This is a genomic window from Psychroserpens sp. S379A, assembly GCF_049800755.1.
Classification (GTDB): Bacteria; Bacteroidota; Bacteroidia; order Flavobacteriales; family Flavobacteriaceae; genus Psychroserpens.
The window spans coordinates 433,029-459,746 of sequence record NZ_JBNAFQ010000001.1; the positions used below are offsets into that span (position 1 = coordinate 433,029).

The following is a 26,718-nucleotide window of genomic DNA, read 5'->3' on the forward strand; positions in this document are numbered from 1 at the left end:
AAGCAAAACAATCAGCTTGAGCCTAACTTCCGTTAGTTAGGAACGAATCGAGTTCTTATCTTATGCAAGTCTAACATTAGATAAGTTTTAGAACAACTTCTAATAGATCTGTTACGCTTTAAGGCTTTTTTTATATTAAAAATTTGGCAAGTATCTGGTAAGCATGTAAATAGCAAGCAATGCAAAAAAATTGTTGACAGCATGAAATACGATTCCTGTGAGCAATCCATTAGAGCGTTTAACTGCATAGCCTGTAATTAGTCCAAAACTAAAATAGAATAAAAACAGTCCAAGGTTAAAGTGAACAATTCCAAATAACACAGCCTGAATTACATTTGCCCATTTGAATCCTAATTTCTTTTCCGTAGAAGATAAAATAATACCTCTAAAAATAATTTCCTCATAAAAAGGAACCAGTACAGCTACTACAAGTACAGAAATACCAAAACCATATTCATGTAGCATCGCAGTCATTTCAGGTTTCATATTTAAGGATTGAATAAAACCGATTCCATCTTCAATAGGTATAAATGTTTTAAGACATTTTAAAACTATGGCGTTAAATAAAAGAAACATAATACTTAAGACAAAGACTCTTAAATACCTAAGATTGGTATGTAATACAAATTTCATACGTTTCTTATTTAAAAACATAAATATGGCAGAAAACACTAATAAAGAATATACTAAAACTGTATTTGCTGTAAACAATTGTGTTTCCTGAAATTCGTCTTCAATATACGTGTAAGCAATATCAAAAAATGCATTTATATAGTCTTGATAATAGAATATAAATACCATGAGTACCTGACTAGTGAGATAAAGAAAACTTACCAGCCAAAAATGTTTAAGCGACCAATCTACAGGAATTCGTTTATCTGAAGCAATTGGCTTTAGTTTTAAAAACTTATTAGCTGCATAAATGGGAAGAATCCAGACATAAGGAAGAAGAAAAATAACCACAATAAAACCAACTAGTAAAACGATGTGTGAAAGCTCCTTAATTGTCCAAAATTTAAAAGGAGATTTAAAAAAAATCTGAAGACGTTTAATTCCGAAAAAATCATCATAATAGCTCAATTCCTGCATTCTCCTGTATGATGACAATGTGGTCTCACCATCAGAATAGGATATGTCATGATTCAATAATTTTTGAAGCGATGAAGCTTTATTCCAATCATCGATAGTATCATTTATTAAAAACTGTCTAGCTTGATTGTAATCTTGTTTTTCAATGAAAACTTTATACAAACTCTCATTATTACTGAAGGAAGAATCTTTTTCTTTAACACGATCAAACATCTTTATCGCTTCATCTGTTTCACCAAACTCTATAAGCAAATTCCCTTTTTGCTGAAGAATCCACGCATCATTGTCATAGTATAAACCGTCCATAAGAAGTGTCTTAGCTTTTGACTTATTCCCTCTGCGAATATGTGCTTTTGTAAGCAAAACGGATAGATCAAGACTATCACTAAAGCGTTCAGCATCTTCAGCAAATTTAATAGCTCTAAAATCATCTTCTTCTTCATAAAAATGTGCGGCTATTTCATAAAATCTCCCAATTTTCTGATAAGTCCATGTGCTTTTATCTTCATAATAAGCAGATAGTCCTTCCTTAATTAAATTCTCTTGATCTTCATAGTGCGCATTTTCTAGGTTATAGATTATAACATCAGGATGTTTAGGGTAATTTTTATAAAGCTCATTGATACATGCATTCGTTTCTTCATATTTAAGATTATACTCTTCATAAGGATCTACAAATGCATTTCCAATAAATTTACATTTATATACCTGAACAACAACATCTTTTGGATTTGATTTGATATAAGAATTATAAGCCTCTAAAATGTCATTATATCGTAAGTCTTTTGAATTGTTTAAAGTTTCAACAAACAACTTGTAACTATCTATTTCATTTACTTTTATGTTTTGTGATAAACAATTAAGTGTGAATAAAACGAAAAGAAATACAATAACATTATGTTTCATGTGCTACTTCAAACTCTTTAAAATAAAATCTAGATTGGTATTCGAATTATCATTACTTAAATAAGCATCTGTATAGTGCTTAGATGGAATTGCCAATCCTAAATCTTGCAATTTTTTTATAGTCTCTAAATATTCTAAACTCACTTTTCCTGTAAGCAACGGATTTAAATCTCCTCCTTTTTTTGCAAAATTATAAACTTGATTGATACCTCTTAAATACAAATGATCTTTAGTAAAACCTCCTCCTCGATGCACACGCAATGTAATAGCAAAGGCTTTGTCTCTATTGAGTTTATATTGACTGTAAAGCAAATCAAACGTATCAGCAAAACTATAGCCTTTGTTTAAAGTATCTACTGCAATCACACGATACGCCAATTCTTTTAATCGTCGCATCGTTAAACAACCTGACATATATTCGGAATATACAGCCAAACCTTCTTGTGTTTCTACATTGTTTGGCAATCCGTTAGAAAAAACTTTTAAAGGTTGCGATAAACCATTAAAGGTTGTTACCATATGCACACCTATTTCATGATTAGCTAATACTTTTAATTGATTTATACTAAACTTATGATTTTTACGTAAGACTAAAGTTTGAGTATTGTTTAATACCATTGCAGCTGCCGAAATGTTTGTCGATAGCTTAATGTTATAATTAAAATCGTAACGTTTGGAGTAGTTGTTAAAATACTCTACAGCATCATCCACAGAATACATTGGCAAGAGATCTTCATCAAAATCGCTATCATCAAAACGAAGAATAAACTTGGCATTATCGATATCTTTTTCTGTAGGTGTTCCAAAACTTTTTAAGCTGTTAAAATAAAATTTACGTCCTTGATTTATAGTTTGAATACATTCAATTAGACCAGAATATTCGTAAATCACATCTTCATAAAGTTGTCTTATAGATTCATCTTCTATACGTTCTAAACGCTGTGAAAAAAACAAGCGATGCAACTTATAACCATTAAATTTAATTTTAGGATACTTAAAAACAGGTTCATAATTAAATTTAGACGAAAAGAATTGCTTTTTCTCACGTTCTATATTTAACGGATTGATATAATTGAGAACTTCAATTTTTTGAACCAATCTATCAATATTACCATCAATATCAAATAAATCTTGATATTCTGAAGTACTAGGAATTTGAGACATTATATATGATGTTTTTTATAAAAACTGGCAGCATGTTTTGGTATTTGCTCTTTTAGTTGTTTTTCTACTGCCGAAACAACTTCAGGATAAATGATGTAATCATACTCATCACAATACACCTTGGCAATTTCTGTCGCCAAAACTAATGTATTTTTGAAGTTATTTGTGATAAACTTTAAGAAATAACCATTCCCTTGAAAGGTATCATTGATTTTAGATGTTGGTTTAATATCATGTGGTAATTCTATTTTTGATAGATATTGTCGCCATTGTTCTACCATTTCTCCAAAACGCTCATTGTCAATATTAGACGTTCCTAAATTCCAAGTTGGCACTTCCCTATCCCAACGTTTCCAATTGTAACTGTGCATGTCATACACAACACAAACACCAAATTTTTCTTCTAGTTTTGCAATCAGTGCATGAACTACTTTATAAAAATTAACATGCTTATTTAGGCTTTTTTGTTTTTGGTCATGAGGTAAAGGTTGTTTCCATAGTTGTTTTCCCCAAGCAGTTTCAAAAACAGCTTCTTCAGGAGTTCTGTTAAGATCGTACTCAAATCGAGAATCGCAACCAGCAATAACAATAGGGTGCGACGCAATCATGGTTTTGGTTTCAGGATCTTCTTCGTACCAACGTTCATATTCAGTATGCAAACAATTGTCCCAAAGTTCTTTTCTAAACTGATGTCCATCATGAACTGCTCCACAAACGTAATGCACATAATCGTTAATTTTCAACGTCAATGAATAATCTTCAGAAACAGCATGAAAGGTTTCTTCTGCATTAATTTTAGAAATTATCGCTTCAACAGATAATCTTTCCATGGTCTTAACTCAATATCTTTTTCAAACTATTATAAATGGCATGTTCCATTTGATCCATTTTTCCATCAGCAAAAGCCATGAGCTTGATATCTGCAAATAATTCTGCAGGATTTTGACTGTAGGCTACATTAGCATTTACAGCATCTACAATTTTACTAATACTTTGATAGTCATTATCAGCATCAAATTCTTTTTTGATATGTTGGTAAGTTTCAGAATCTACACGAGATAAAATATACTCTTGCTCATCTTGAGTTTCTTTTAAATCTGAATGTGCCACATACAATAAAATGTAAGCCACTAATTCTTGTTTTGTCCAGTTGGTATTCACGATATAGATATTTATGATTATATATGTTTAAGCATCCTGAACCGTTTTGCGCAATCTAGTTCTTCGATCAAAAGCTTGCATTTGGTCAACGACTTTGCTTTCTAAGAAATCAATAACACGTTCTTCTACTTTAGTTTTAGATTTATAAACCTTGTTGATATAAGTAATTCCTCCAGGAGACATGACATTGACTTCAACCAATTTCCCACCAATAACATCAATTCCAACAAAATAGAGTCCGTCTTTAACGAGTTTTGGACCAATTTGTTTGCATAATGCTTTTTCTGCTTTAGTCAAAGAATGCTTTTGAACCGAACCACCTGCAGACACATTAGATCGATGATCGTCAGAACCAGGAACACGTTTCATAGCTCCAACAGGTTCTCCATTGAGTAATAAAATACGAATGTCACCTTGTTCTGCACCTTCTATATAATCTTGAAGAATCACATAATTTGAAGAACCATCACTACTAGTGATATAAAAATCTAGTAAAGAGTTAATGTTACTCATTGCTGATTTTTCTATCAAAATAACACCAGAACCACCAAAACCATTAAGCGGTTTCAGAATCATTTTATCTGCTTTAGAATCTTTTATCTGTTTGATTAAATAATCTTTATTTTTTGATACGTGAGTATTCGGAATGATATTACTATGCGCATCACCAAAAGCAGCAGTATATAATTTGTTGTTAGCTTCACGCATGCCTTGAAGAGAATTGACAATAAACACATCATCTTTTACCGAATCTAAAAAGTTAAGCATAATAGGATCTAAAGGCGGATTTGCTCTAAAGAAAATAGCATCAAAGCCAGCCAAAGGCAGCATTTCTTCTCGTAGTTTTGCTTTATTATAAAAAGACTTTAACGAAGATGGCACTTTTTCCATCCGACTTATAACTGTACAAAATGCATTAGTGACACTATCTCGAATCGTCAAATTTGCTGGAGTACACATCGCAACTCCATGACCACGTTTTGCACATTCTTTAATTAAAGTTAAACTTGTATCATTTTCAGGATCAATGTCTTCCCAAGGATACATTATAAAACAAACGTTCATATCTAATTATTTAGGTTGATTAATCAGTATTAAAAATACTAACTTTTTTGTAATGATTTAAACTTATTTTACTTCATCATAATGATCGTCCCATTCTTTAGGTTGTGGTTTATGCAGTTTTCCTAAAGGTTTAGCAACCATCATAGAAACTGTAGCATCACCTGTAACATTAACTACAGTTCTACACATATCCAAAGGTCTGTCAACCGCAAAAATAAGCGCAATACCAATTGGTAATAATTCTGCTGGAAATCCAATTGTTTCCAATACAATAACTAACATAACGATTCCTGCACTTGGTACAGCTGCACTTCCAATAGATGCCAACACTGAAGTACCAATAATAACTAATTGATTCGTAAAGGTTAAACCTTCAGGCCAAAGCACTTGCATAATAAATACAGCAGCAATCCCTTGATATAAGCTTGTGCCATCCATATTCACTGTAGCACCAACTGGCAGCACAAAACCAGATACTTCTTTATCGACACCAAGATGCTCTTCTACACGTTCCATAGTAACTGGAAGTGTTGCAGCACTTGAACTTGTAGAAAATGCTAATAACTGCGCTGGACTTATTTGCTTTAAAAACCAAAAAGGCGATTTTTTGACATAAACACTAATAAGAATAAGGTAAAATACAATCAACAAAACTAAGCCTCCAAAAACGCAAACTGCATACCATAAAAGCTTAACTAATATTTCAGTATCATCAAAAGAAATAATAACATTAGCCAATAAAGCAAATACTGCATAAGGAGCAAAAAGCATTATTAAATCTACCATTTTCATGACGACTTCATTTAGCGAATCAAAAAACTTCACCAATGGTTCTGCTTTCTTTTCACCAATAAGTAATAAGCAAATACCAACAAACAATGCAAAGAATATCACTTGAAGCATAGAAGCTTCAGTTAAAGATTTAAAAATATTACTTGGAAAAATATCAACTAAGGCTTGCAAAGGACCTGCATCTTGTTGAACACTAGCTTTTTCTAATTTATCAGTTACACCTACATCATTTGCATACTTTATCTTAATTTTTTCAATTGTATTTGCAGGCATACCATTTCCTGGTTTAACTGTATTTACAATACTTAACCCAATAATCACAGCAACCAAAGTTGTTGTCATGTAAATAATTATGGTACGTAAACCCATTGATTTAATCTTAGAAATATCTTTTAAATCAGAAATACCTTTGATTAATGATGCTAATATTAATGGAACAGCTATAAGCTTAAGTAAATTGATAAAAATAGTACCAAAAGGCGAAATCCAATCCGTTACAAATTGTTGTTCATCAATAGAATTCATAATAAATCCGAAGATGACTCCTAGAACCATTCCAATAATAATTTTCCAATGTAATGCTAGTTTTTTCATAAAATAGTATCTCGTTAAGGTAGTAGGATTAATTAATTATTTATACATTTTATTCAGCAAATAAAAATCTGCCAATACCAAAGCAGCCATAGCTTCAACAATTGGAATAGCTCTAGGAACCACACAAGGATCATGACGACCTTTGCCTTGCATTTCTACAATTTCGCCAGAACTATTTAAGGCGTTTTGCTTTTGAATGATTGTCGCAACAGGCTTAAAGGCTACTCTAAAATAAATATCCATTCCATTACTTATTCCGCCTTGAATACCTCCAGAAAGATTCGTTTTTGTTGAACCATCTTCATTATGCAAATCATTGTGTTCACTTCCTTTCATTTTAGCACCACAAAATCCGCTACCATATTCAAAACCTTTAACCGCATTAATCGACAACATCGCTTTACCTAAATCGGCATGAAGCTTATCAAAAACAGGTTCACCTAAGCCTATAGGCACATTTTGAAGCACACAAGTTATAGTTCCACCAATAGTATCACCTTCTTTTTTAATGGTTTTAATTTTTTCAATCATTTGATTTGCAACCGCTTCATCTGGACAACGTACAGCATTTGTTTCAGTTTTAGAAAAATCTAAATCTTGATAAGGCTTTTCTAAAAACAAATCTCCAACCGAAGATGTATAAGCGTTAATTGAAATATGAGACAGCAATTGCTTAGCAATGGCTCCAGCAACAACTCTACAAGCGGTTTCACGAGCAGAACTTCGTCCTCCTCCTCTATAATCTCTAACACCATACTTTTTTTCATAAGTATAATCTGCATGACTTGGACGATATACGTCTTTAATGTGCGAATAGTCTTTAGACTTCTGATTGGTATTTTTAATCACAAACCCAATTGGTGTTCCTGTCGTTTTGCCTTCAAAAATACCTGACAAAAACTCGACAGTATCAGGTTCTTGGCGTTGTGTAACAATAGCCGATTGACCTGGTTTGCGTCTATTCATTTCACTCTGAATTGCATCAAAGTCGAGTACTAAACCAGCTGGACAGCCATCTATAATACCACCAATTGCAACACCATGCGACTCTCCAAATGTTGTAAGTTTAAATATGTTTCCGAAGGTATTTCCTGCCATAGATATAAGATTCATTTATTAAGTGAGTTGTAAAAGTAAAGAAACTAAAACAGATGACCATATCTGTTAAGCTTGAGCTTGTAAAAGTATTTTACTTTAGTTTAACAATTAAATTAACGTTTCATAATAGTGAGTTGACTTTCAGTTAATAAGAAACATTGTTATTTGTAGTGCATTAAAGATTGGTAGCTCTTGAAAACAAAACGAAAAGTAGAAATTACTGTTATTTCTGATGTACATCTTGGCACTTATGGTTGTCATGCAAAACAGCTATTAACCTACCTCAATAGTATTGAGCCGAAAAAGCTTATTCTAAATGGTGACATCATAGATGTTTGGCAATTTAAAAAGCGGTATTTCCCAAAGTCGCATTTAAGGGTTATCAAGAAAATTATGGATATGGCTGCTGAAGGCGTAGAAATTATTTACATTACTGGTAATCACGACGAAATGTTACGCAAATTTAGCGACACAACAATTGGCAACATCTCTATTGTAGACAAACTAGTTTTAGAATTAGATGGAAAAAAAGCGTGGTTTTTTCATGGTGATGTTTTTGATGTATCTATTCAAAATGCGAAATGGCTTGCAAAGCTTGGTGGTTATGGTTATGATATTTTAATCCTGCTTAACCGATTTACCAATTGGTGTTTAGAACGCATGGGAAAAGAGCGTTATTCATTATCTAAAAAAATTAAGAATAGCGTAAAAAGTGCCATAAAATATATTAATGATTTTGAAGAAGTTGCTATAGATTTAGCGATTCAAAACGATTATGATTATGTCATTTGTGGTCATATACATCAACCAAAAATGCTCATAAAAGAGCATAAATACGGAAAAACAACTTATTTAAACTCTGGAGATTGGGTTGAAAATTTTACCGCTTTAGAATATCAATTTAAGCGTTGGAAAATCTACAACTATAACAATGATAAGCTTCGCGCGTTTTATGCAGATAAGGACATAAAAGATATGGAAGTAAAAGATTTAATTGCTGCCATTACCATTGTAGATCATAAAAAATCAAAGTAAAGCCCTTTTTAATATGGTTACTGGATGCAAGGCTTCACGCTTTGTACCATCTTTAATTTGATGCCTGCAACTTGTTCCATTTGCTGAAATTATCACTTCTTCAGAAGCGTTTCTAACTGCAGGAAATAACGTTTGCTCTCCAATTTGCATACTTATGTCATAATGCTCTTTTTCAAAACCAAAACTTCCTGCCATACCACAACATCCACTAGGAATAATGGTTACCTTATAATTTTTTGGAAGGTTGAGAATATCAAAACTCGACGACTGATTTGCTAATGCTTTTTGATGGCAATGTCCATGAAACTTTATGGTTTTATGCTCTAAATTGAATTGTTCTGAAGTAATATTACCTAATTTAATTTCTTGTTGAAGAAATTCTTCAATCAAAAACGTATGTTTTGCAATGTTCTCTGCTGAAGTTTTATCGTCTGCCAACTTTAAATATTCATCCTTAAAAGTTAGAATAGCAGAAGGTTCAATTCCGATTAGAGATGTTTCTTCAGAAATGACTTCTTTAAAAAAATCGATGTTGCTGTTTGCAATAGTTTTGGCTGCATCTAAAAACCCTTTTGAAATTTGAGATCTTCCTGATTGTCTATCACTTACAACACTTACTTTATAGTTAAGATTTACTAGTAAAAAATAAGCATCTCTAGCAATTTCGCTTTCATTAAATCTTAAAAATTCGTCAACAAAAAGCACCACATGTTTTGTTACTGGTTGCTCAACTTTATACAAGCTTACAACTTTATTTTTGGAACTAAAATTGCTTTTTGATATTAAAGGCAAACTCCTATTGTTATGAATTTTTAAAACAGACTTTAACAACGCTGAAGTCACCTGATTTTTTAATACAAAATTTGATATCGCAGGAAATTTTGAAGCAAACGCATTGTAAGCTACTGAATTTACAAAAAAGCGATCTCTAAACGAAGTTCCATTGGTTTTTTGATATTGATACTGAAACTCTGCTTTTAAACTCGCAACATCAACACTACTAGGACACTCGCTTGCACAAGCCTTACAACTCAAACACAAATCAAAAACATCTTTAAGCGCTTTGTGATTAAATTTATTTGGCTTGTTAGATTGTGTTAAAAATTCACGTAGCGCATTTGCTCTAGCTCTTGTAGAATCCTTTTCGTGACGTGTTGCTCTGTAACTTGGACACATTGTTCCTCCAAACTCTGGAAGTTTTCTACAATCTCCAGAACCATTACACTTTTCGGCTTCTCGTAAAATGCCTTGCGAACTTGAAAAATCGAGAAGTGTTTCAATTTCTGGTTCTTCTCTATCAGCTTCATAGCGAAGCGATTGATCCATCGGGAAAGCATCGACAATTTTACCTGGATTAAAAATGTTATGTGGATCAAAAGCAGATTTAATTCGTTTTAAAACAGTGTAATTCTCATTACCAATCATTAACGGAATAAACTCAGCTCTAACAATTCCGTCTCCATGCTCACCACTCATTGAACCGTTATACTTTTTAACCAAATGCGCAACATCTGTTGTGATTTTTCTAAATAAATCTACATCTGCTTTCTTTTTTAAATTAAGTATTGGTCGCAAATGCAATTCTCCAGCTCCAGCATGAGCATAGTACACCGCTTTTTGTTGATGACTTTGCATAAGTGCTGTAAAATCTTCAATATAATCTGACAAGTCAGAAATTGAAACAGCAGTATCTTCAATACAAGCTGCTGTTTTTTTATCACCAATCATATTTCCTAAAAGACCCAATCCAGCTTTTCTTAAATTATTCGCTTTATCAATGTCGTTACCTAACAAAAAAGGATTTGCATAAGCAAGTTTTGAAGCTTCAATGGCATCAAGTAGCTTTTCAGCTTTTTCTTTAACTTCAGAAGTGTTTTCGCCTTTCACTTCTAACATTAAAATTGCTTCAGGATCACCAACAATAAACGACCTGTTTTCTTGCTGAGTTTTATTGTGTTTTGTTAACTCTAAAATGGTTTTATCCATCATTTCACAAGCAAAAAGCTGATGCTTCATCACAGGAACAACAGCCTTCAAACAATCTTGAATTGTTTTAAAATGAGAAGCAATCATGATGCTTTCAGTTGGCGGAAGCTTGTTTAACTTTAATTTTATCTTTGTTGTAAACGCTAATGTGCCTTCGCTCCCTGTTAACAACTTACACATATTGAATTTTTCTGAAGATGAAGAAAACACATCAGTATTTATTAAAGCATCAATAGCATAACCCGTATTTCTTCGATGTATTTCGGGTTTCGGAAAATCGTTTTTTATGCGTTGCTGAGCTTCTTTTGAAATGAGCTCATCAAAAATTTGATTATAAACAGCACCTTCAATCGTGTTTAACTTTCTTTTATTGTGAAATTCTTCAGAAGATAATTCAGAAAAAACAACCTCACTTCCATCGCTTAAAATAGTATGTAATTCAACAACCTTATCACGTGTAACACCATATTGAATAGATGTTGTACCAGAAGAATTATTACCTACCATTCCTCCAATCATACAACGGTTTGAGGTAGAAGTATTTGGACCAAAAAACAATCCGAAAGGCTTCAAATAATGATTTAATTCATCTCTAACAACTCCAGGCTGAACTACAACAGTTTGCTCCTCTTCATTTATATCTAATATTTTTGTAAAATACTTTGAAACATCAACCACAATACCGTCTCCAACACATTGTCCAGCAAGTGAAGTACCAGCAGTTCTAGGAATTAAAGATGTATGATGCTCCTTTGCGAATGTTATAAGTTTCTTAATATCTGAAGTAGATTTTGGGATTGCAACAGCCAGTGGTAAGATTCTATACACTGAAGCATCTGTTGCGTAAAGCGTTCGCATCAATTCATCAAAATACAATTCACCTTTTAATTGAGATGACAGGTTTTGTAATTGAGAATTAGTAATCATAAATGCGTATAAATCTGTTTATAAAACTATAAATAAATTGAATAAAAAATGGTTTTTGGCGTTATTTTTGCGAAAGTAAACGAAATATAATTATCAGACTTTTTTAGTCTGCAGCAATCTTAATTAATTAAAACAATATTTTATGAAAAAATTATTTTTAGTAGCACTTGCATTCTTTGGTGTTGTTACTTTATCTAATGCTCAAGAAATAGCAGATAACGCAATCGGACTTCGATTAGGCGATAGTGATGGTATTGGCCCAGGAATTAACTACCAAAGAGCTTTAGGAGAAAGCAATAGATTAGAAGTAGATCTTGGTTGGAGAGACGGAAGCAAATACAACATCTTTAAATTAGCTGGTTTATACCAATGGGTTTGGAACTTAGATGGCAATTTTAATTGGTATGCTGGAGCTGGAGCAGGAATTGGCTCTGTAAAAATTGACAATGCACCTTCTGGAGTTGATAATAGCGAAACTTTTGCTTTTGCAGCTGGTGACATTGGTATTGAATATAGCTTTGATATTCCGTTACTATTATCATTAGATTTTAGACCAGAAATTGGTTTTGGAAATGATGATTTTGATACAAATGATCTAGATTTTGATATTGCGCTAAGTGTTAGATATCAGTTTTAATTTAAACTTAAAAAAAAGCCACTTTATAAATTATAAAGTGGCTTTTTTTTTATGCGTATCATGCACAATTTACAATTCGTTAAAGATTGTATGCATTAAACGTTTTTTATCGTTTATACTTTCTTCTAACGAGATCATAGTTTCAGTTCTGTATATTCCATCAATATCATCTAACATAAAGATTATATCTTTAGCGTGAGAGGTATCTTTGGCTCTTACTTTACAAAAGATATTAAATTTTCCAGTAGTAATATGAGCTACTGTAACATAAGGTATTTGATTAATGCGCTCTAATACAAATTTAGTTTGTGAGGTATTATTTAAAAACACGCCTACATAAGCTATAAATGAATACCCCAATTTTTTATAATCTAATGTTAAAGATGATCCTTTAATAATTCCACCTTCTTCCATTTTTTTCACTCTTACATGAACTGTTCCTGCAGAAATTTTTAATTTTTTCGAAATATCTGTGAAGGGAATTCTAGTATTATCGATTAACATATCTAAAATTTGATGATCAATATCATCCAACTTGTATTTTGCCATTTTTCAGTTTTTTTTTAAATTTTATACAAAAATAAAGCAAACTAACTGAAGATAATGCATTGAAGAGTTGTTTTATTTCAGTTTCAATGAAAAATTCTCATTATTAATGAATACGAAATCGTTTTCGCTTTCTTCTAACAAAACATTCCCATCACCTGTTAAAACCTCAAAACCTCTAGCATCTATTTCTTTATGGGCAAAACAAGCATTTAAATTAGAAATCTTTTTAATAGTTGGTACAAAATCGATAGAACCATTTTTTAAAACTTCCTTGTAAAGAATGCCAATATCTCGATTTAAAGTGTTTCTAATAATGATATCATAAAACATTTTTTGGTTTTCAGGAATTTTCAGATAATCCTTATAATGTTCACCTGTGATGTGTAGCTGTTTTGCTATATAGTGAATTGCAATAAATAAAGACTGAAATATATACTCACGTGTTATCTCTCTGTCATAATCCTTTTGAAAATGTCCAGCTTCAAACAGAATGGTAGGCGTATCAAGGCTTTGAAATGTATCACCAACACAATTAATATTAAAGGCATCGTCATAAACACCAACTTGATCTGGAATTTGTTGTTGAAGATTTGAATTCATCACAGAAACAATTTCCATTGCTACTTTTCTGGTATCAGTAATTGTGCAATCTGCATCTTGAGCTGGTGCTAAAAACGATACTGTAGCTGGATTATTAGTGTTTCCTGCACTGTAAATTGTACGTTGATCGTGTAGATTAAAACAATAATCTGGCTTAAATTCATTAAAAACTTGTTTTAGCGCTTTACTTTCAGGTTGCGAAAGCTCTTGCGCATCTCTATTTAAATCAATGTTATTTGCATTTAAGCGCGTATAAGCTTTGGCGCCATCTGGATTTAAAATAGGTATGATACACAATGTACAAGCTTCTAAAATGAATTTCGAAACCTGCTCTGAAGCCATTAAAGTATTTAAAAGGTCAAATATTGCTTTGGTTGTTGTGCTTTCGTTTCCATGCATCTGAGACCACATTAAAATTTTTTTTGAACCAGAACCAATTGTAATGCTATAAATGTCTTCTTGATTAACAGATTTTCCAATTGTACTTACATGCGATTTAACACTGTTACTTTTTAAAAGATTTAAAATAGAATCTGTATAAATATAACGTCCAAAAAGCGAGGTTTCTTTATAAGATTTGAATAGCGTTTTAAGTTGTCTTTCTTGCATAAAAAATATCGAAAGTAACAAAGGTAAACAAATGCTTTTTTACAATTGTAAACAAATTCACACACAACATTTAGTTACAAAAATAAACATCAAAACTTCATGAATTAAATTTTAGCCTTAGCTATATTATAAAAACAGGTGAAAAATGATTAATTATATATTAATAATTAAAAATCAGCTATTTAAATACAATTAATTAAAGTTTTTATTTCATATTCAATTAAACTTTAACACTCATTTATTGTTACCTTTTGGAATATGGTTTACATTTGTAACAATTACTCAATACAAAATTTGTTTACAATGATAAACACAGAGGGTTTTACAAAAAGGCTTCAAAAAGTAATCGATTTTTATGGCGAATCCGCCTCTTCATTTGCTGAAAAAATTGGTGTGCAGCGTTCGAGTATTTCACATATACTCTCTGGCAGAAATAAACCAAGTTTAGATTTTGTTCTTAAAGTACTTTCCTCCTTCCCTGAAGTTGAGTTGTATTGGCTTATGAATGGTAAAGGTGTTTTTCCTGCTGAAACAAAAACAGAAAAAAAGGTTTCCAATAATGTTGTTTTAGAAAAACCAATAGATATAAAAACAACAGATTTTCCAAATTCAAATAACAAATCGATTGAGCGTATTGTCATTTTCTATAAGGATGGTAGTTTTCAAAATTTCGAAAACTCATAGTTCTTTTTATACAATTTAGTTTAGAGCATTAATCTATTTACCAATGCACGAATAATTCTCATTACTCAAAGTCATTTCGTAATTTTGTAAAAAATCTATCTAATGAGAATCACACTCCTAGTCGTCTGCTTCCTGCTATTTGTAAGCTGCTACAATGTAGAGCGTAACTGCTCCGATTTTAAAACTGGAACATTTGAATTTACTTACGTCATTGATGGTGTTGAAAAAACTGGAACGTTTGTTCGCACTGAAACTATGAATATTGATTATTATGACAATAAAGTTGATTCGGCTGCTGTGCGATGGATTAATGATTGTGAATTTATACAAAAGAGCATGCATCCTAAATCTATGGCAGAAGAAAAAGCCATTCATTTTAAAATTTTAACAACAACAAAAGACACTTATACATTTGAATATCAATTAGCTGTAAAAGATCAATATAAAAAACCTCGTATTGAAAAAGGAACAGCAAAAAAGATAAACTAAACATGCTTGAATTTTTATTGACAAGTGATGCTATTATGGCATTATTAACTTTAACGTTTCTAGAGATTATTCTAGGCATCGATAATATTGTGTTTATATCTATTGCAGCTAACAAACTACCCGAAAACCAACGCTCAAAAGCCACAAATATTGGTTTGATTTTGGCTATGGTTCAGCGTATTATTCTTTTGTTTTTTGTATCGTTTTTAGTCGGACTCTCAAAACCGTTTTATTCTATTGAGAATTCTTGGCTAGAGCTTCATATTAGTTGGCAAGCATTGATTTTGTTTGCTGGTGGACTCTTTTTAATTTACAAAAGCACTTCTGAAATTAGAGAAAAAGTAACAGATCCTTCACATGATGAAGATGATGTAAAAGGCGCAAAAATAAAATCACTTTCTCAAGCATTAACACAAATACTTATTATAGATTTTATCTTTTCAATTGATTCGATTTTAACTGCAGTTGGCATGACCAACGGATTACATTCTAATCATAACTACACGCTTGTATTAATGATTATTGCTGTGGTTATATCTATTATAATCATGATTGTATTCGCAAATCCGATTCGAAAATTCATCGATAAAAATCCGAGTATACAAATGTTAGGCTTAGCCTTTTTAATCTTAATCGGATTTATGCTCGTTACTGAAGCTGCACATTTATCACATACAGAATTCTTTGGAAACACAGTTGGCGCTATACCTAAAGGCTACCTTTATTTTGCTATTGCATTCTCCTTATTTGTAGAATTCTTAAACTACAAGTCGGCTAACAGGAAGAAAAAAACTAATCCATAACAAACTTAAATCCAGCAGAAATCATATTTGCGCTTAGTGAATTGTCTCTATCGTATTGCGTGTATTTTAAATCAATACTCTTTAAACCAAGTTTCCAAATATGGAATTTCGTAAAGATATCTGTATATGAAACACCTAAGCTAAATTGATTGGCAGAATACTCAGACAAATCATAATCAGAGGTATAAAATTCATCTGTAGACAAATGTTCTTCATAAGCTGCAAAATAATCTGCAGCAGACTGATTATAAAATCGATATGAAGGATAAATGGTAAACTTATCAGATAGCTTGATAGGCACTTCGACACTAGCAGTATGTGAGGTAATTCCCCAATCATCAAAATAATAACGATAGAAAGTTCTTAAAACAAATGTCTCATTAATATAATAATGTAGTCGTCCACCAAGAGCCACTTTAAATCTAGAATCTGGTAATCGTTCAATATCATCAGCTAAATGAAAATCTTCAATAAAAGAATCTGCAACATCATTAAAATACACACGTTGGAATGGCGTAGACAACAATCCGTCTTGCATCACAAAATCTAAAGCCAATGAGCCTTGAAGTTTTTTAGACATGATTTGTGAAAAACCAAAACCTAAGGTGTAAGTGTTTCGTCCTTCGCTATCAAAGGGTTTAAAATCTGGATTGTAATTTGGGTTTCCAGAAACGGTATACTGATCAAACAACGTATTATTCAAACCATCTCCATCAGCAAAAGGCCTCAATTCTGTTGGATACAAAGCATTCCAAGTATCGATAAATACATTACCATTAACACTTAGCTCTGTGTTTTTCTCATTAAATAGTTTAGTATAACTTCCTCCAACACCAATTGAAAAATAATCGTATTCAGAAGACACAGACAATTTAGCAGACCAAATATCATTTCTATCATCGGAACTATGAGAATAAGAAGCTGTTAAATTTACCCAAACATCACCTTGTGAAGCTCCTGTACTAGCATCATAAGGATTTGCCCTTCCACTACCATCAAAAGGTCCAACATTACTAGACGAAGCAGAAGTATAAGCAGAAATTCCTGCATCAATAGTTAAGACTTCATCATCGCTTAAAGGTATTGAGACTACAAAAGCTGCTGTAACATCTGATAATTCTTCAGTGCCAATTCCTCCACTTACAGCTGCATTATCTCCATCTTGAGTATAATAACTCGACAAAAAATCAATCTCTGTGGTTTCTAAAACTCGCTTTTTATAAATGCTTGTAGAGTCTTGTGCCTGAGCATTACTCAAATGCAAAGCAAACAAAACAAATAGTGTTGTTATTATGTGTTTCAAAATAAATAGTAAGTTTATAAATTAATTACAACCGCAACCTCCTCCAGTTTTTCCTCCATTTCCTCCAGAAGCCGCTTCTCTATACGAATGAAAAGTGCTGATATTTCGATCTGATTTTTTATCTGCTAAAAGCATATCTGGATCATTAAGGTTTACTTTTTCGTACTCTTTAACTGCTACACAAGAAGATAGAGTTATAAGAACCAATGCGACTATCGCGATACGTTTTATCATAGTTTATTGATTTTAATATTAGTTGATGTAAAAATGTTCCCATCCTCATCAATGATAATGCATTCTATATTAGGCAATTGATTTATTCTATTTAAACCAACATCTTTTCCCATAACAAAAACTGAAGTAGAAAGCGCATCTGCTAATTCAGCTTTAGGCGCAAATACAGTAACACTAATAATTCCTGAAGATGGATAACCTGTTCTAGGATCTATAATATGTGTATAACGCTTTCCATTGAAGTTGACGTATTTTTCATAATTACCTGATGTCACTACAGCTCCATTAGTTATAGGCAATAAAGCAAATGCCTTATTTTTATTAAGCGGATTTGTAATCGCAACTTTCCAATCGTCTCCATTGATTTGTTTTCCCCAAGTTGTCATATCTCCAGAAGCATTAATAATTCCAGAAACCACACCTTTTTTAATCAGCAACGATTTAGCTTTATCTGCAGCATAACCTTTGCCAATTGCTCCAAAACCAATTTTCATACCTTCTTGTTTTAAGAATATTGTAGAATTTGAAGCATTCAATTCAATATTGTGATAACCAACCTTACCAACAGAAGCAGCAATATCTTTTTCTGAAGGCACTTGCGTCATGCTTCCGTCAAACTTCCAAATACGATCCATAGATGCATACGAAATATCAAATGCACCATCTGTAAGATTTGAAATGGTAATTGAACGCTGAATCAAATCAAATAATTCTTCATCAACTTTAACAGGTTTTATTCCAGCATTTTTATTAACTTCTGAAGTTTGAGAATTTCGATCCCAAGAAGAAATAAGGCTTTCGATTCTAGAAATCTCATGTACTGCCAAGTCAATATAAGAATTAGCTTCACTAGAGTCTTTTGCAACAACAGTAATATCGAAGCGACTTCCCATAAGTTTTAATGTACGCTTATAAGTGCTTTGCGCTTCAACTTGAAGTGTTATACAAATAATAGTTAGATATAAACTGAATGTTTTCAAATACTTATTTTATAAAAGATTCTAATAATTTAATATATGCCGAAGGAGTCGTTTTTTTGTATCCTGTTGAACCTAACATTGTACCTTCAGAATTTAAAACAACGACATATGGAAAATACCCATTTCTATTAAATTTTTCGGCAAGAGCGTTGTTGTGCGCTTGTTGTGTTTCGCTTAAAGCATTCTTTTTACGCTTAGGAAAATCGGCTTTAAGCATCACAAAATGACCTTTGGCATAATTTTGAAATTCTTCAGTTTGCCAAATTTCCTTATCTAACTTAATACAAGGCGCACACCAATCTGAACCTTGAAATGTTAAAACAATGGTTTTATTTTCTTTAGCAGCTATTGACTTTGCCTTTTCAAAGTCTGTAAGCCATTCCTGAGCATTTAATGATGCAACAGTAGTTATTAAAAAATATGCTATAAATAATTTAGTTCTCATAAATGTGTGGTGCGTAAATTTATTATTTAAACGGAAGCTTTTTTTAAATCTTATATTGATATTTATCAATTATAGAACGTTAGCAACCTTAACGATACTATTGTAATCTTCAATAAAGATGCTTCTACGTTTTGTTGTGATTAGATTTTCGTCTTTAAAATCTTTAAGCATACGAACAACAGATTCTTTTGCTGTGCCAACCATACTAGCCAAATCTTCCCTATTAACGATGATTTCTGTTCTATCCTGAGAAGCGGTAGAAAATTTGGTTTCTAAAATAAGTAGATTTAAAGCTGTTCGTTCTCGAACTGTATACTTTGCTAATATTTTAGTAGCATTGATATACACTCTAAACTCATGGCTTAAATTTTTTAAAAGATGCTGTGATAATTGATGCGACTCATTTACAGCCGTAGTAAAATTGGAGATAGGGATAAATTCAATTTCTGAATCCATTATAGCAATTGCAGAGTCAGCATATAGTTCTTGACTCAAAACTGCATGATAGCCTAGAAATTCAGATTCTGCACACATGTAAAAAATGTGTTCATTTCCAAATTTGGTTCCAGTAAATTTCTTAACTTTTCCATTTTTGACACGATATATGCCTCTAGGCCTTTCCCCTTCTTTAAAGATATAATCACCTGCTCTATAGGATTTGGTAGAAATGTTTGATTTTAATATTTCACAAATAGAGTCTGGCAAACCAATAAATAAATCTTGGTTATTAAAACTGTATTCTTTGTTTAATAATTCTTTTACTTTCATTATTAGAAAATTTGTATGTGAATAAAAACTTAAACACAAAGCGATTAAACGATTGTGTTATAGCAACTCAAGGCAAAATCATATTAAATACGACTGCCATTAGAAAAAGAAATTATATGAGCCTTGGAGGCTGAAGAATACTATTATAATACATCGATGAAAACGATTCTTGGTAAAAGAAGATATGAGGTTTAGAATCTAAAAAATCAAGTGTTACAATTTGTGGTTTTTGAGATGTTACTAAAGCTAAAAAAACAATATTATTTATATGCATGTTATGCTGAAAAGGCAATTGTTCATGATCTTTTTTTTCTTCTTGATGTGCTTTATTATGATCTGCTTTCAAGCTTCCATAATGTTTAGATATAAACACAAATAGATTATCACCATATTCTTTATTATGAAACTGAGCGTGCTCAATTAATTCGTCTAATTGAATCAAATCACTCGGCTTTAATCCAACACTTTGAAATATAAATATAAAAGCTAATATGATTGAAGACAATTTCACAATTACAATACTATATTAAAACAAAGAAGCTTGACCAGAATTATCAACATTTGGATTGTCATCAGTTGTAGGTGTTGTGTGTTCTGAATTGTTTTCAGCTTCAGAAGACTCTATAGTTTCATCTACCACTTCGATATCTACAGCATTGACTTCCTCTGGAGCCTCATAAGGCAACGGTTCTAAGAGGTTAACTTGATTGATTTTTTCTTTAGTTAATTGATTTCCGAGAGCCGAAATTCCTTTAACCGCAATAAATTCTTCAAGATTAATTTCATCATTGTCTTTTCGGTCTTTGCCACGCTCTTTCTTAAACTCAATTTCTGCCATTGGTTTCCAATCTGTCGATACAATTTCTAATTGTGAATTTGGATGGTCTGAAATAAAGGACTCCTCTTTGCCTTCATTCTCTATTAAGAATCGCTTGACATAGTACAATTCCTTTTCACCATTATAATAAATTACTGAAATTGGCTTTTTGGGAATCCACTTTTCTAGCACAATCATATCGCTATCAAAATGTGTTGACATTTCTGGTAAAATGGTTTTTGCAATTCCAGATTGCGTAATAATTAGCAATCGATCTTCGCCTCTAAACTCACCAATTAATTCTCCTCTACCATCAACGTTGAGTCGTTGAACTGTGTCATCAAACCAAATTTTTCTAGGTTTAAGTGTCGATACACCTTTTTCTTTAAGCTCAATTTTTTTAACTGAATATTTGGTAACCAAATTTCCTTTTGAAGCTCTACCTTTTATTAATATTTCGGCAAAATCAATATCCCATTTTAGTTTTTTAATGCTTCCTGCTTGACGCAAGTGCACTGTAATAACTTCGGCTTCTCCATTTGGATTTGCAGAGAAATACCAAGTTTTAGAACTTTTATTACCATTAGTTAAATCGTACTCTCTATCACGAGTTACTGAAGTCACAGCAAATCGTTTAATATAAGTTGGTCCTTTGCTTCCGTCGCGATAAATCATATTGTAGATGGTACGTTTATCCTTTTTCTTAAAGACAGCCACATGAATAATCCCTTTACCTATAAAGGTTTTACTATCTACTTTAGTAACCATCATTTTACCTGTATTGGTAAACACAATAACATCATCAATATCACTGCAATCACACACATACTCGTCACGCCTAAGTGATGTACCAATAAAACCTTCCTCACGATTAACGTAGAGTTTTGTATTACGAATAACAACTTTTGTAGCATCTACATCTTCAAAAGTTCTGATTTCAGTTTTGCGTTCGCGACCTTCACCATAATCTTTCTTTAAACGCTCAAAGTATGCAATTGCATAATCAATTAAATTAGCCAAATGATGCTTAACCTCAGCAATTTGATCTTCGAGCGCTTCAATTTTTTGTTGCGCTTTATCGATATCAAATTTTGAAATGCGCTTGATTCGTATTTCGGTTAAACGCACAATATCGTCTTCGGTAACTTTTCGTTTTAAATGCTTTATATGAGGTTTAAGTCCATCGTCTATGGCTTTAATAACGCCTTCCCAAGTTTCTTGATCTTCAATATCTCGATAGATTCTTTTTTCAATAAAAATACGTTCTAAAGAAGCAAAATGCCATTGTTCTTCAAACTCACCAAGTTTAATTTCGAGTTCACTTTTAAGAAGCTGAACTGTGTTATCTGTTGAACGACGTAGCATTTCAGAAACACCAACAAAAAATGGTTTATTATCTTCGATTACACAACCCAAAGGAGAAATTGAAGTTTCACAGTTGGTAAATGCATACAAAGCATCAATCGTTTTATCTGGCGAAATCCCTGAAGGTAGATGCACTAAAATTTCAACATCTGCCGCAGTATTATCTTCAATTTTTTTAATCTTAATTTTTCCTTTGTCGTTTGCCTTCAGAATAGAATCAATTAAAGAAGATGTGTTGGCTCCAAAAGGAATTTCGGTAATAACCAATGTGTTTTTGTCAAGCTGAGAAATTTTTGCTCTAACTCTAACTTTTCCACCACGTAAACCATCATTATAATTTGTAAAGTCTGCAATTCCAGCTGTTGGAAAATCTGGAACTAACTTAAAGCGTTTGCCTTGTAAGTGTTTTACAGACGCATCGATAAGTTCTATAAAATTATGAGGTAAAATTTTGGTAGATAAACCTACTGCAATACCTTCGCCACCTTGAGCCAATAGCAAAGGAAACATGACAGGAAGATTAACAGGTTCTTTTCGTCGACCATCATAACTTGCTTGCCATTCAGTAATTTTTGGATTATAAACCACATCTAAAGCAAACTTTGATAAGCGTGCTTCGATATAACGTGAAGCTGCAGCTCTATCTCCAGTTAGAATATTTCCCCAATTTCCTTGTGTATCTATAAGCAAATCTTTTTGTCCGATTTGCACCATTGCATCAGCAATACTTGCGTCTCCATGAGGATGATATTGCATGGTATGACCAACAATATTTGCTACTTTATTATAGCGACCATCATCGAGGTCTTTCATAGAATGCATGATACGACGCTGTACTGGTTTAAAACCATCTTCAATAGCAGGAACAGCACGCTCTAGAATTACATAAGAAGCGTAATCTAGAAACCAATCTTTATACATACCAGTTACTCTGGTAATTGTTTCGTTGTTCTCGTCTTGCTCGTTTATTAAATCGTTAGTCTCGTCGCTCATTAACTAAAGTGCACTTTTTTTATTGGTTTTTAAAATCTTTCTTAAAGATTGTCTAATGTATCTACGCTTACGTTTTGTAACTAAGGTGATATTAAATACTTCTTTTCTTTTATTACCTCTAGAGTCTTTTATATATATAGAAAGTGTTCTGTAAATGATATAATTTTTAAAGCTGTAAGCTACTAAGCTTTCTTTTTCAAACTCGACAATATGTTGTCTGTAGTTTAAATATTTTGAAAGCAATAACCCTTTACTTGTTAATATTACCTTTTCACCATCACTATCGTATTCAAAATATTTGCAAATAAAATGAACCAGAAAAAACAATCCTGCAAATGCTACTGCAAAGGATATTGAACTTAATGTTGCATTGCCACTAAAAATCCTAAGAGAATCGATAAAAATTGGTAAAACAATAGCTAGAACTAGAAATACAAAATAAATGGAGATAATTATCTTTTTAACATGTTCGTTATTGGTACGCATAAATTTTATGTCTGTCTTAATTATTATTATCGAGAATTAAGGATAGTGGTTTCTTTTTTACTTTTAAATTAATTACAGTATTCTCATCAGTTTTCACTTTCAAAAGTAATGAATCTGAAGTTTTAAAATGCGATGTCTTAGTAATGTAATCACAAAAATCATCAGAAACAATGGCTTTGCCATTTACTTCTAATATTTCGTCACCATAATTAATTTTAGCTTTTAAATCTTTATCCCAAACATAACCGACGACTAATTTATTATCTTTTAGAGTTTGAGTAAATCCAAAATCGCCTTCCAAATCTAAAGATTCTTCATATGAATTAAAATAAAAACGCTTGTTTTTATAATCTAAAGTCATAACACCATGATTAAGCAACTCTGCTCCCATTTTTGAATGATCTCCATTAGATGTATGTGTAATCACATTATTAATTTGAAAACCATTAATAATTAGTTTCGGTAAATGAACTCTAGTATGATTACTAATAGGAACTTCTCCAAATAAACTTAAAGATGATGCTCCATCACTATTACCAATGCTGTTATAAATATGTTTCGTTTTAATTATGTTATAATTATTTTTAGAAATATCATAAAGACTTCCCATTCCTGTATCGATTAAAACCATTTCTCTTACATTTTCCTCTCTTCTAAGGTCAACCCAAATATAAGGACCATATTGGTTGTCTGCGAATTTGATTTTTTGAGAGTTCTCTTTATTTAAACCTAAATATTTTGCCTTATCTGTTAGTTTTATTTTTTGTTGCTTAGTATCAATTTGGATGATAGAATGACGAAGCATATTACTTCCAATAAAGCCATCAATATTAAAACATTTAAAAATTTCGTTACCATTTAAATCAAAAACTAAAGCCGAAAAACCTTGAAACTCGACAGCACCAAGCTTTACCTTTTCTAAGGTTACAAATTCTAATTTTTGAGTTATTGCGTTAGCATCACTCGTTGACAGCGTTCTGTTGTTTTTAGGCTGTATGCTTTCATAGACTTCTTTAGAAATAATATTTGGTGCTCCAGTGTCTAACAAAAAACGATACGTTTTGCCTTTAATTTCGACAGGAATAATGATTTTATTCTTCTCAAATTTAAAACTTAACTCTTCAAAATAATTTTTAGATAAAACTTTTCCGCTCTTAAAATTGATTCTTTGGGCAGAAGATGTAGAAATAAATACACTACTAAATAGAATAAATAATATAAACCGACTACATTTTTTCATCTATTTATTATCTTCAATCAAATCTAATTCTACTTTCAAGTTTTCAATAATAAATTCTTGTCGTGTAGGTGTGTTTTTTCCCATATAAAAAGACAATAACTCTTCAATAGACATGTCTTTGTCAAGCATAACTGGATCTAATCGAATATCTTCTCCTATAAAATGCACAAATTCATCTGGCGAAATTTCACCAAGTCCTTTAAATCGTGTAATTTCTGGTTTAGGCTTTAATTTTTCGATAGCATCACGACGTTCTTCTTCAGAATAACAATAAATCGTTTCCTTTTTATTACGAACTCTAAACAATGGCGTTTGTAAAATATACAAATGCCCTTCTTTAATCACTTCAGGAAAAAACTGCAAAAAGAACGTTATTAATAGCAATCTAATATGCATCCCATCAACATCAGCATCAGTAGCAATTACGATATTGTTATATCTTAAATCTTCTAAGGATTCTTCAATATTTAAAGCCGCTTGAAGAAGATTGAATTCTTCATTTTCGTAAACAATTTTTTTACTTAATCCATAGGAATTTAAAGGCTTTCCTTTTAAGCTGAATACAGCCTGAGTGTTAACATCTCTAGACTTTGTGATGCTTCCAGATGCAGAATCTCCCTCTGTTATAAACAGTGTAGTTTCTAAGTTACGCTCATTTTTAGTGTCGCCAAAATGCACGCGACAATCGCGTAATTTTTTATTGTGAAGATTGGCCTTTTTAGCTCTATCTTTAGCCAGTTTTCTAATTCCTGAAAGCTCTTTACGTTCTCGTTCTGCTTGAAGAATTTTACGTTGAATTTTTTCGGCAGTATCTGGATTTTTATGCAAATAATTATCCAAATAGGTTTTCATAAAATCGTTGATATAGGTTCTTACCGTTGGTAAGTCGCCTCCCATATCTGTAGAGCCTAATTTTGTTTTTGTCTGACTTTCAAAAACAGGCTCCATAACTTTAATAGAAATTGCAGCAGCAACAGATTTTCTAATATCTGAAGCTTCATAGTTCTTTCCGTAAAACTCGCGAAGTGTTTTTACTAAAGCTTCTCGAAAAGCTGCTAAATGCGTACCACCTTGCGTCGTGTTTTGTCCGTTTACAAAGCTGTGATATTCTTCACTGTATTGTGTTTTACTATGTGTTATAGCAACTTCTATATCATCACCTCTTAAGTGAATAATGTCGTATAAACGATCTGTGTCATTAATATTGTCGGAGAGTAAATCTTTAAGTCCGTTTTCACTAAAATACTTTTCACCATTAAAAACAATGGTTAACCCTGGATTAAGATACACATAGTTTTTGAGCATTTTTGATACATACTCATTACGATACTTATAGTTTTTAAAAATAGTATCGTCTGGAATAAAAGAGACTTTAGTTCCTTTTCGTCTAGACGTATCGTCTAAGGTTTCTTGACTAGTAAGTGTGCCTTGTTCAAATTCGGCAGAGGCAGATTTTCCGTCACGAGTAGATTCTACTCTAAAATAATTTGATAGAGCATTTACAGCTTTTGTTCCGACACCATTTAATCCAACAGATTTTTTAAACGCTCTCGAATCATATTTTCCACCTGTATTCATTTTAGACACTACATCTACAACTTTTCCTAAAGGAATACCACGACCATAATCTCTAACAATAACTTTGTTGCCATGAATAGAGATTTCAATGGTCTTACCTGCTCCCATGACATATTCGTCAATTGAGTTGTCTAAAACTTCTTTTAATAAAATATAAATACCATCATCTGGAGACGAGCCATCACCTAATTTACCAATGTACATACCAGGTCGCATTCGAATGTGTTCTTTCCAGTCGAGCGAGCGTATATTATCTTCGGTATAATTGGTTTGTTGAGACATAAATGATGTGAAAAAATTAGATAGAATGCTAATATAATA

25 protein-coding genes are annotated in these 26,718 nt (G+C 32.0%); 5 read left to right on the forward strand and 20 right to left on the reverse strand.

Going from position 1 to position 26,718, the window contains the following annotated elements; translation table 11 throughout:
• Positions 1–135: 135 nt before the first annotated feature.
• The 7 genes from ACP15M_RS01855 to aroC form a co-directional block, all read right to left on the reverse strand.
• Positions 136–1,995, reverse strand: coding sequence for a type II CAAX prenyl endopeptidase Rce1 family protein (locus tag ACP15M_RS01855; RefSeq protein WP_425075467.1), 1,860 nt, complete (start codon positions 1,993–1,995; stop codon positions 136–138).
• Positions 1,996–1,998: 3 nt separating this feature from the next.
• The gene (locus tag ACP15M_RS01860; RefSeq protein ID WP_425075468.1) at positions 1,999–3,159 is read right to left on the reverse strand and encodes a flavohemoglobin expression-modulating QEGLA motif protein; all 1,161 of its coding nucleotides are present in this window, start codon (positions 3,157–3,159) and stop codon (positions 1,999–2,001) included.
• Positions 3,159–3,989, reverse strand: a complete 831-nt coding sequence (locus tag ACP15M_RS01865) for an N-formylglutamate amidohydrolase (RefSeq protein ID WP_425075469.1) — start codon at positions 3,987–3,989, stop codon at positions 3,159–3,161. Before ACP15M_RS01865 ends, ACP15M_RS01860 begins: the two co-directional genes overlap by 1 nt.
• A 4-nt stretch (positions 3,990–3,993) precedes the next feature.
• On the reverse strand, positions 3,994–4,320 hold the full coding sequence (locus tag ACP15M_RS01870) for a hypothetical protein (protein WP_425075470.1): 327 nt from the start codon (positions 4,318–4,320) through the stop codon (positions 3,994–3,996).
• Between the two features lie 27 nt (positions 4,321–4,347).
• The gene (gshB, locus tag ACP15M_RS01875) at positions 4,348–5,385 is read right to left on the reverse strand and encodes a glutathione synthase (protein ID WP_425075471.1); all 1,038 of its coding nucleotides are present in this window, start codon (positions 5,383–5,385) and stop codon (positions 4,348–4,350) included.
• A gap of 63 nt (positions 5,386–5,448) precedes the next feature.
• The gene (locus ACP15M_RS01880; protein ID WP_425075472.1) at positions 5,449–6,771 is read right to left on the reverse strand and encodes a dicarboxylate/amino acid:cation symporter; all 1,323 of its coding nucleotides are present in this window, start codon (positions 6,769–6,771) and stop codon (positions 5,449–5,451) included.
• Between the two features lie 36 nt (positions 6,772–6,807).
• Complete coding sequence (gene aroC, locus ACP15M_RS01885) at positions 6,808–7,869, reverse strand: chorismate synthase (protein WP_425076057.1); 1,062 nt, start codon at positions 7,867–7,869, stop codon at positions 6,808–6,810.
• 192 nt (positions 7,870–8,061) lie between these two features.
• On the opposite strand from aroC, the gene ACP15M_RS01890 reads away from it, so the two are divergent.
• Entirely contained in the window at positions 8,062–8,904 is an 843-nt protein-coding gene (locus ACP15M_RS01890) for a UDP-2,3-diacylglucosamine diphosphatase (RefSeq protein WP_425075473.1), read from the forward strand.
• Here ACP15M_RS01890 and ACP15M_RS01895 read toward each other — a convergent pair.
• Entirely contained in the window at positions 8,896–11,817 is a 2,922-nt protein-coding gene (locus tag ACP15M_RS01895) for an FAD-binding and (Fe-S)-binding domain-containing protein (protein WP_425075474.1), read from the reverse strand. The genes ACP15M_RS01890 and ACP15M_RS01895 overlap by 9 nt on opposite strands.
• Before the next feature lie 142 nt (positions 11,818–11,959).
• Here ACP15M_RS01895 and ACP15M_RS01900 point away from each other — a divergent pair, with 142 nt between their 5' ends.
• Positions 11,960–12,454 (forward strand): hypothetical protein, encoded by a 495-nt coding sequence (locus ACP15M_RS01900; RefSeq protein ID WP_425075475.1) that lies wholly within the window; start codon positions 11,960–11,962, stop codon positions 12,452–12,454.
• Between the two features lie 69 nt (positions 12,455–12,523).
• On the opposite strand, the gene ACP15M_RS01905 is transcribed toward ACP15M_RS01900, so the two are convergent.
• Both ACP15M_RS01905 and ACP15M_RS01910 read right to left on the reverse strand, forming a co-directional pair.
• Positions 12,524–13,003: an Lrp/AsnC family transcriptional regulator gene (locus ACP15M_RS01905; protein WP_425075476.1), complete on the reverse strand. Its 480-nt coding sequence runs from the start codon at positions 13,001–13,003 to the stop codon at positions 12,524–12,526.
• Positions 13,004–13,075: 72 nt separating this feature from the next.
• Positions 13,076–14,212, reverse strand: a complete 1,137-nt coding sequence (locus ACP15M_RS01910) for a M14 family zinc carboxypeptidase (protein ID WP_425075477.1) — start codon at positions 14,210–14,212, stop codon at positions 13,076–13,078.
• A gap of 303 nt (positions 14,213–14,515) precedes the next feature.
• Here ACP15M_RS01910 and ACP15M_RS01915 point away from each other — a divergent pair, with 303 nt between their 5' ends.
• The 3 genes from ACP15M_RS01915 (at position 14,516) to ACP15M_RS01925 (ending at position 16,188) form a co-directional block, all read left to right on the forward strand.
• Positions 14,516–14,896 carry a helix-turn-helix domain-containing protein gene (locus ACP15M_RS01915; protein WP_425075478.1) on the forward strand — a complete coding sequence of 127 codons (381 nt, stop codon included), beginning with the start codon at positions 14,516–14,518 and terminating at the stop codon, positions 14,894–14,896.
• Positions 14,897–14,998: 102 nt separating this feature from the next.
• The gene (locus ACP15M_RS01920; protein WP_425075479.1) at positions 14,999–15,385 is read left to right on the forward strand and encodes a hypothetical protein; all 387 of its coding nucleotides are present in this window, start codon (positions 14,999–15,001) and stop codon (positions 15,383–15,385) included.
• Between the two features lie 2 nt (positions 15,386–15,387).
• Positions 15,388–16,188, forward strand: coding sequence for a TerC family protein (locus ACP15M_RS01925; protein WP_425075480.1), 801 nt, complete (start codon positions 15,388–15,390; stop codon positions 16,186–16,188).
• Here the strand turns inward: ACP15M_RS01925 and ACP15M_RS01930 are convergent.
• The 10 genes from ACP15M_RS01930 to ACP15M_RS01975 all read right to left on the reverse strand — a co-directional run bounded on the left by ACP15M_RS01930 (position 16,178) and on the right by ACP15M_RS01975 (position 26,679).
• Positions 16,178–17,491 (reverse strand): DUF3570 domain-containing protein, encoded by a 1,314-nt coding sequence (locus tag ACP15M_RS01930; RefSeq protein WP_425075481.1) that lies wholly within the window; start codon positions 17,489–17,491, stop codon positions 16,178–16,180. The two genes, ACP15M_RS01925 and ACP15M_RS01930, sit on opposite strands and share 11 nt — an antisense overlap.
• 21 nt (positions 17,492–17,512) lie before the next feature.
• Positions 17,513–17,725, reverse strand: a complete 213-nt coding sequence (locus ACP15M_RS01935; RefSeq protein WP_425075482.1) for a DUF4266 domain-containing protein — start codon at positions 17,723–17,725, stop codon at positions 17,513–17,515.
• Positions 17,722–18,705 carry an FAD:protein FMN transferase gene (locus ACP15M_RS01940; protein ID WP_425075483.1) on the reverse strand — a complete coding sequence of 328 codons (984 nt, stop codon included), beginning with the start codon at positions 18,703–18,705 and terminating at the stop codon, positions 17,722–17,724. The genes ACP15M_RS01935 and ACP15M_RS01940 overlap by 4 nt, the downstream gene beginning before the upstream one ends.
• A 4-nt stretch (positions 18,706–18,709) precedes the next feature.
• Positions 18,710–19,150: a thioredoxin family protein gene (locus ACP15M_RS01945; RefSeq protein ID WP_425075484.1), complete on the reverse strand. Its 441-nt coding sequence runs from the start codon at positions 19,148–19,150 to the stop codon at positions 18,710–18,712.
• Positions 19,151–19,219: 69 nt separating this feature from the next.
• The gene (locus ACP15M_RS01950; protein ID WP_425075485.1) at positions 19,220–19,918 is read right to left on the reverse strand and encodes a Crp/Fnr family transcriptional regulator; all 699 of its coding nucleotides are present in this window, start codon (positions 19,916–19,918) and stop codon (positions 19,220–19,222) included.
• Positions 19,919–20,030: 112 nt separating this feature from the next.
• Entirely contained in the window at positions 20,031–20,429 is a 399-nt protein-coding gene (locus tag ACP15M_RS01955; RefSeq protein WP_425075486.1) for a hypothetical protein, read from the reverse strand.
• Between the two features lie 15 nt (positions 20,430–20,444).
• Positions 20,445–23,093 carry a DNA gyrase/topoisomerase IV subunit A gene (locus tag ACP15M_RS01960; RefSeq protein WP_425075487.1) on the reverse strand — a complete coding sequence of 883 codons (2,649 nt, stop codon included), beginning with the start codon at positions 23,091–23,093 and terminating at the stop codon, positions 20,445–20,447.
• 3 nt (positions 23,094–23,096) lie between these two features.
• Positions 23,097–23,579 carry a hypothetical protein gene (locus tag ACP15M_RS01965; protein WP_425075488.1) on the reverse strand — a complete coding sequence of 161 codons (483 nt, stop codon included), beginning with the start codon at positions 23,577–23,579 and terminating at the stop codon, positions 23,097–23,099.
• Positions 23,580–23,595: 16 nt separating this feature from the next.
• The gene (locus tag ACP15M_RS01970) at positions 23,596–24,819 is read right to left on the reverse strand and encodes an aspartyl protease family protein (protein ID WP_425075489.1); all 1,224 of its coding nucleotides are present in this window, start codon (positions 24,817–24,819) and stop codon (positions 23,596–23,598) included.
• A complete protein-coding gene (locus ACP15M_RS01975) occupies positions 24,820–26,679 on the reverse strand; it encodes a DNA topoisomerase IV subunit B (RefSeq protein ID WP_425075490.1) in 1,860 nt (619 codons plus the stop codon).
• Positions 26,680–26,718: the final 39 nt, after the last annotated feature.

What these genes read in the sequence shown, in the direction of transcription:
- ACP15M_RS01855 (WP_425075467.1), bottom strand. Translation starts at nt 1,995, where the DNA reads ATGAAACATAATGTTATTGTATTTCTTTTCGTTTTATTCACACTTAAT.
- ACP15M_RS01860 (WP_425075468.1), bottom strand. Translation starts at nt 3,159, where the DNA reads ATGTCTCAAATTCCTAGTACTTCAGAATATCAAGATTTATTTGATATT.
- ACP15M_RS01865 (WP_425075469.1), bottom strand. Translation starts at nt 3,989, where the DNA reads ATGGAAAGATTATCTGTTGAAGCGATAATTTCTAAAATTAATGCAGAA.
- gshB (WP_425075471.1), bottom strand. Translation starts at nt 5,385, where the DNA reads ATGAACGTTTGTTTTATAATGTATCCTTGGGAAGACATTGATCCTGAA.
- ACP15M_RS01880 (WP_425075472.1), bottom strand. Translation starts at nt 6,771, where the DNA reads ATGAAAAAACTAGCATTACATTGGAAAATTATTATTGGAATGGTTCTA.
- aroC (WP_425076057.1), bottom strand. Translation starts at nt 7,869, where the DNA reads ATGGCAGGAAATACCTTCGGAAACATATTTAAACTTACAACATTTGGA.
- ACP15M_RS01895 (WP_425075474.1), bottom strand. Translation starts at nt 11,817, where the DNA reads ATGATTACTAATTCTCAATTACAAAACCTGTCATCTCAATTAAAAGGT.
- ACP15M_RS01900 (WP_425075475.1), top strand. Translation starts at nt 11,960, where the DNA reads ATGAAAAAATTATTTTTAGTAGCACTTGCATTCTTTGGTGTTGTTACT.
- ACP15M_RS01905 (WP_425075476.1), bottom strand. Translation starts at nt 13,003, where the DNA reads ATGGCAAAATACAAGTTGGATGATATTGATCATCAAATTTTAGATATG.
- ACP15M_RS01910 (WP_425075477.1), bottom strand. Translation starts at nt 14,212, where the DNA reads ATGCAAGAAAGACAACTTAAAACGCTATTCAAATCTTATAAAGAAACC.
- ACP15M_RS01915 (WP_425075478.1), top strand. Translation starts at nt 14,516, where the DNA reads ATGATAAACACAGAGGGTTTTACAAAAAGGCTTCAAAAAGTAATCGAT.
- ACP15M_RS01920 (WP_425075479.1), top strand. Translation starts at nt 14,999, where the DNA reads ATGAGAATCACACTCCTAGTCGTCTGCTTCCTGCTATTTGTAAGCTGC.
- ACP15M_RS01925 (WP_425075480.1), top strand. Translation starts at nt 15,388, where the DNA reads ATGCTTGAATTTTTATTGACAAGTGATGCTATTATGGCATTATTAACT.
- ACP15M_RS01935 (WP_425075482.1), bottom strand. Translation starts at nt 17,725, where the DNA reads ATGATAAAACGTATCGCGATAGTCGCATTGGTTCTTATAACTCTATCT.
- ACP15M_RS01945 (WP_425075484.1), bottom strand. Translation starts at nt 19,150, where the DNA reads ATGAGAACTAAATTATTTATAGCATATTTTTTAATAACTACTGTTGCA.
- ACP15M_RS01950 (WP_425075485.1), bottom strand. Translation starts at nt 19,918, where the DNA reads ATGAAAGTAAAAGAATTATTAAACAAAGAATACAGTTTTAATAACCAA.
- ACP15M_RS01960 (WP_425075487.1), bottom strand. Translation starts at nt 23,093, where the DNA reads ATGAGCGACGAGACTAACGATTTAATAAACGAGCAAGACGAGAACAAC.
- ACP15M_RS01965 (WP_425075488.1), bottom strand. Translation starts at nt 23,579, where the DNA reads ATGCGTACCAATAACGAACATGTTAAAAAGATAATTATCTCCATTTAT.
- ACP15M_RS01970 (WP_425075489.1), bottom strand. Translation starts at nt 24,819, where the DNA reads ATGAAAAAATGTAGTCGGTTTATATTATTTATTCTATTTAGTAGTGTA.
- ACP15M_RS01975 (WP_425075490.1), bottom strand. Translation starts at nt 26,679, where the DNA reads ATGTCTCAACAAACCAATTATACCGAAGATAATATACGCTCGCTCGAC.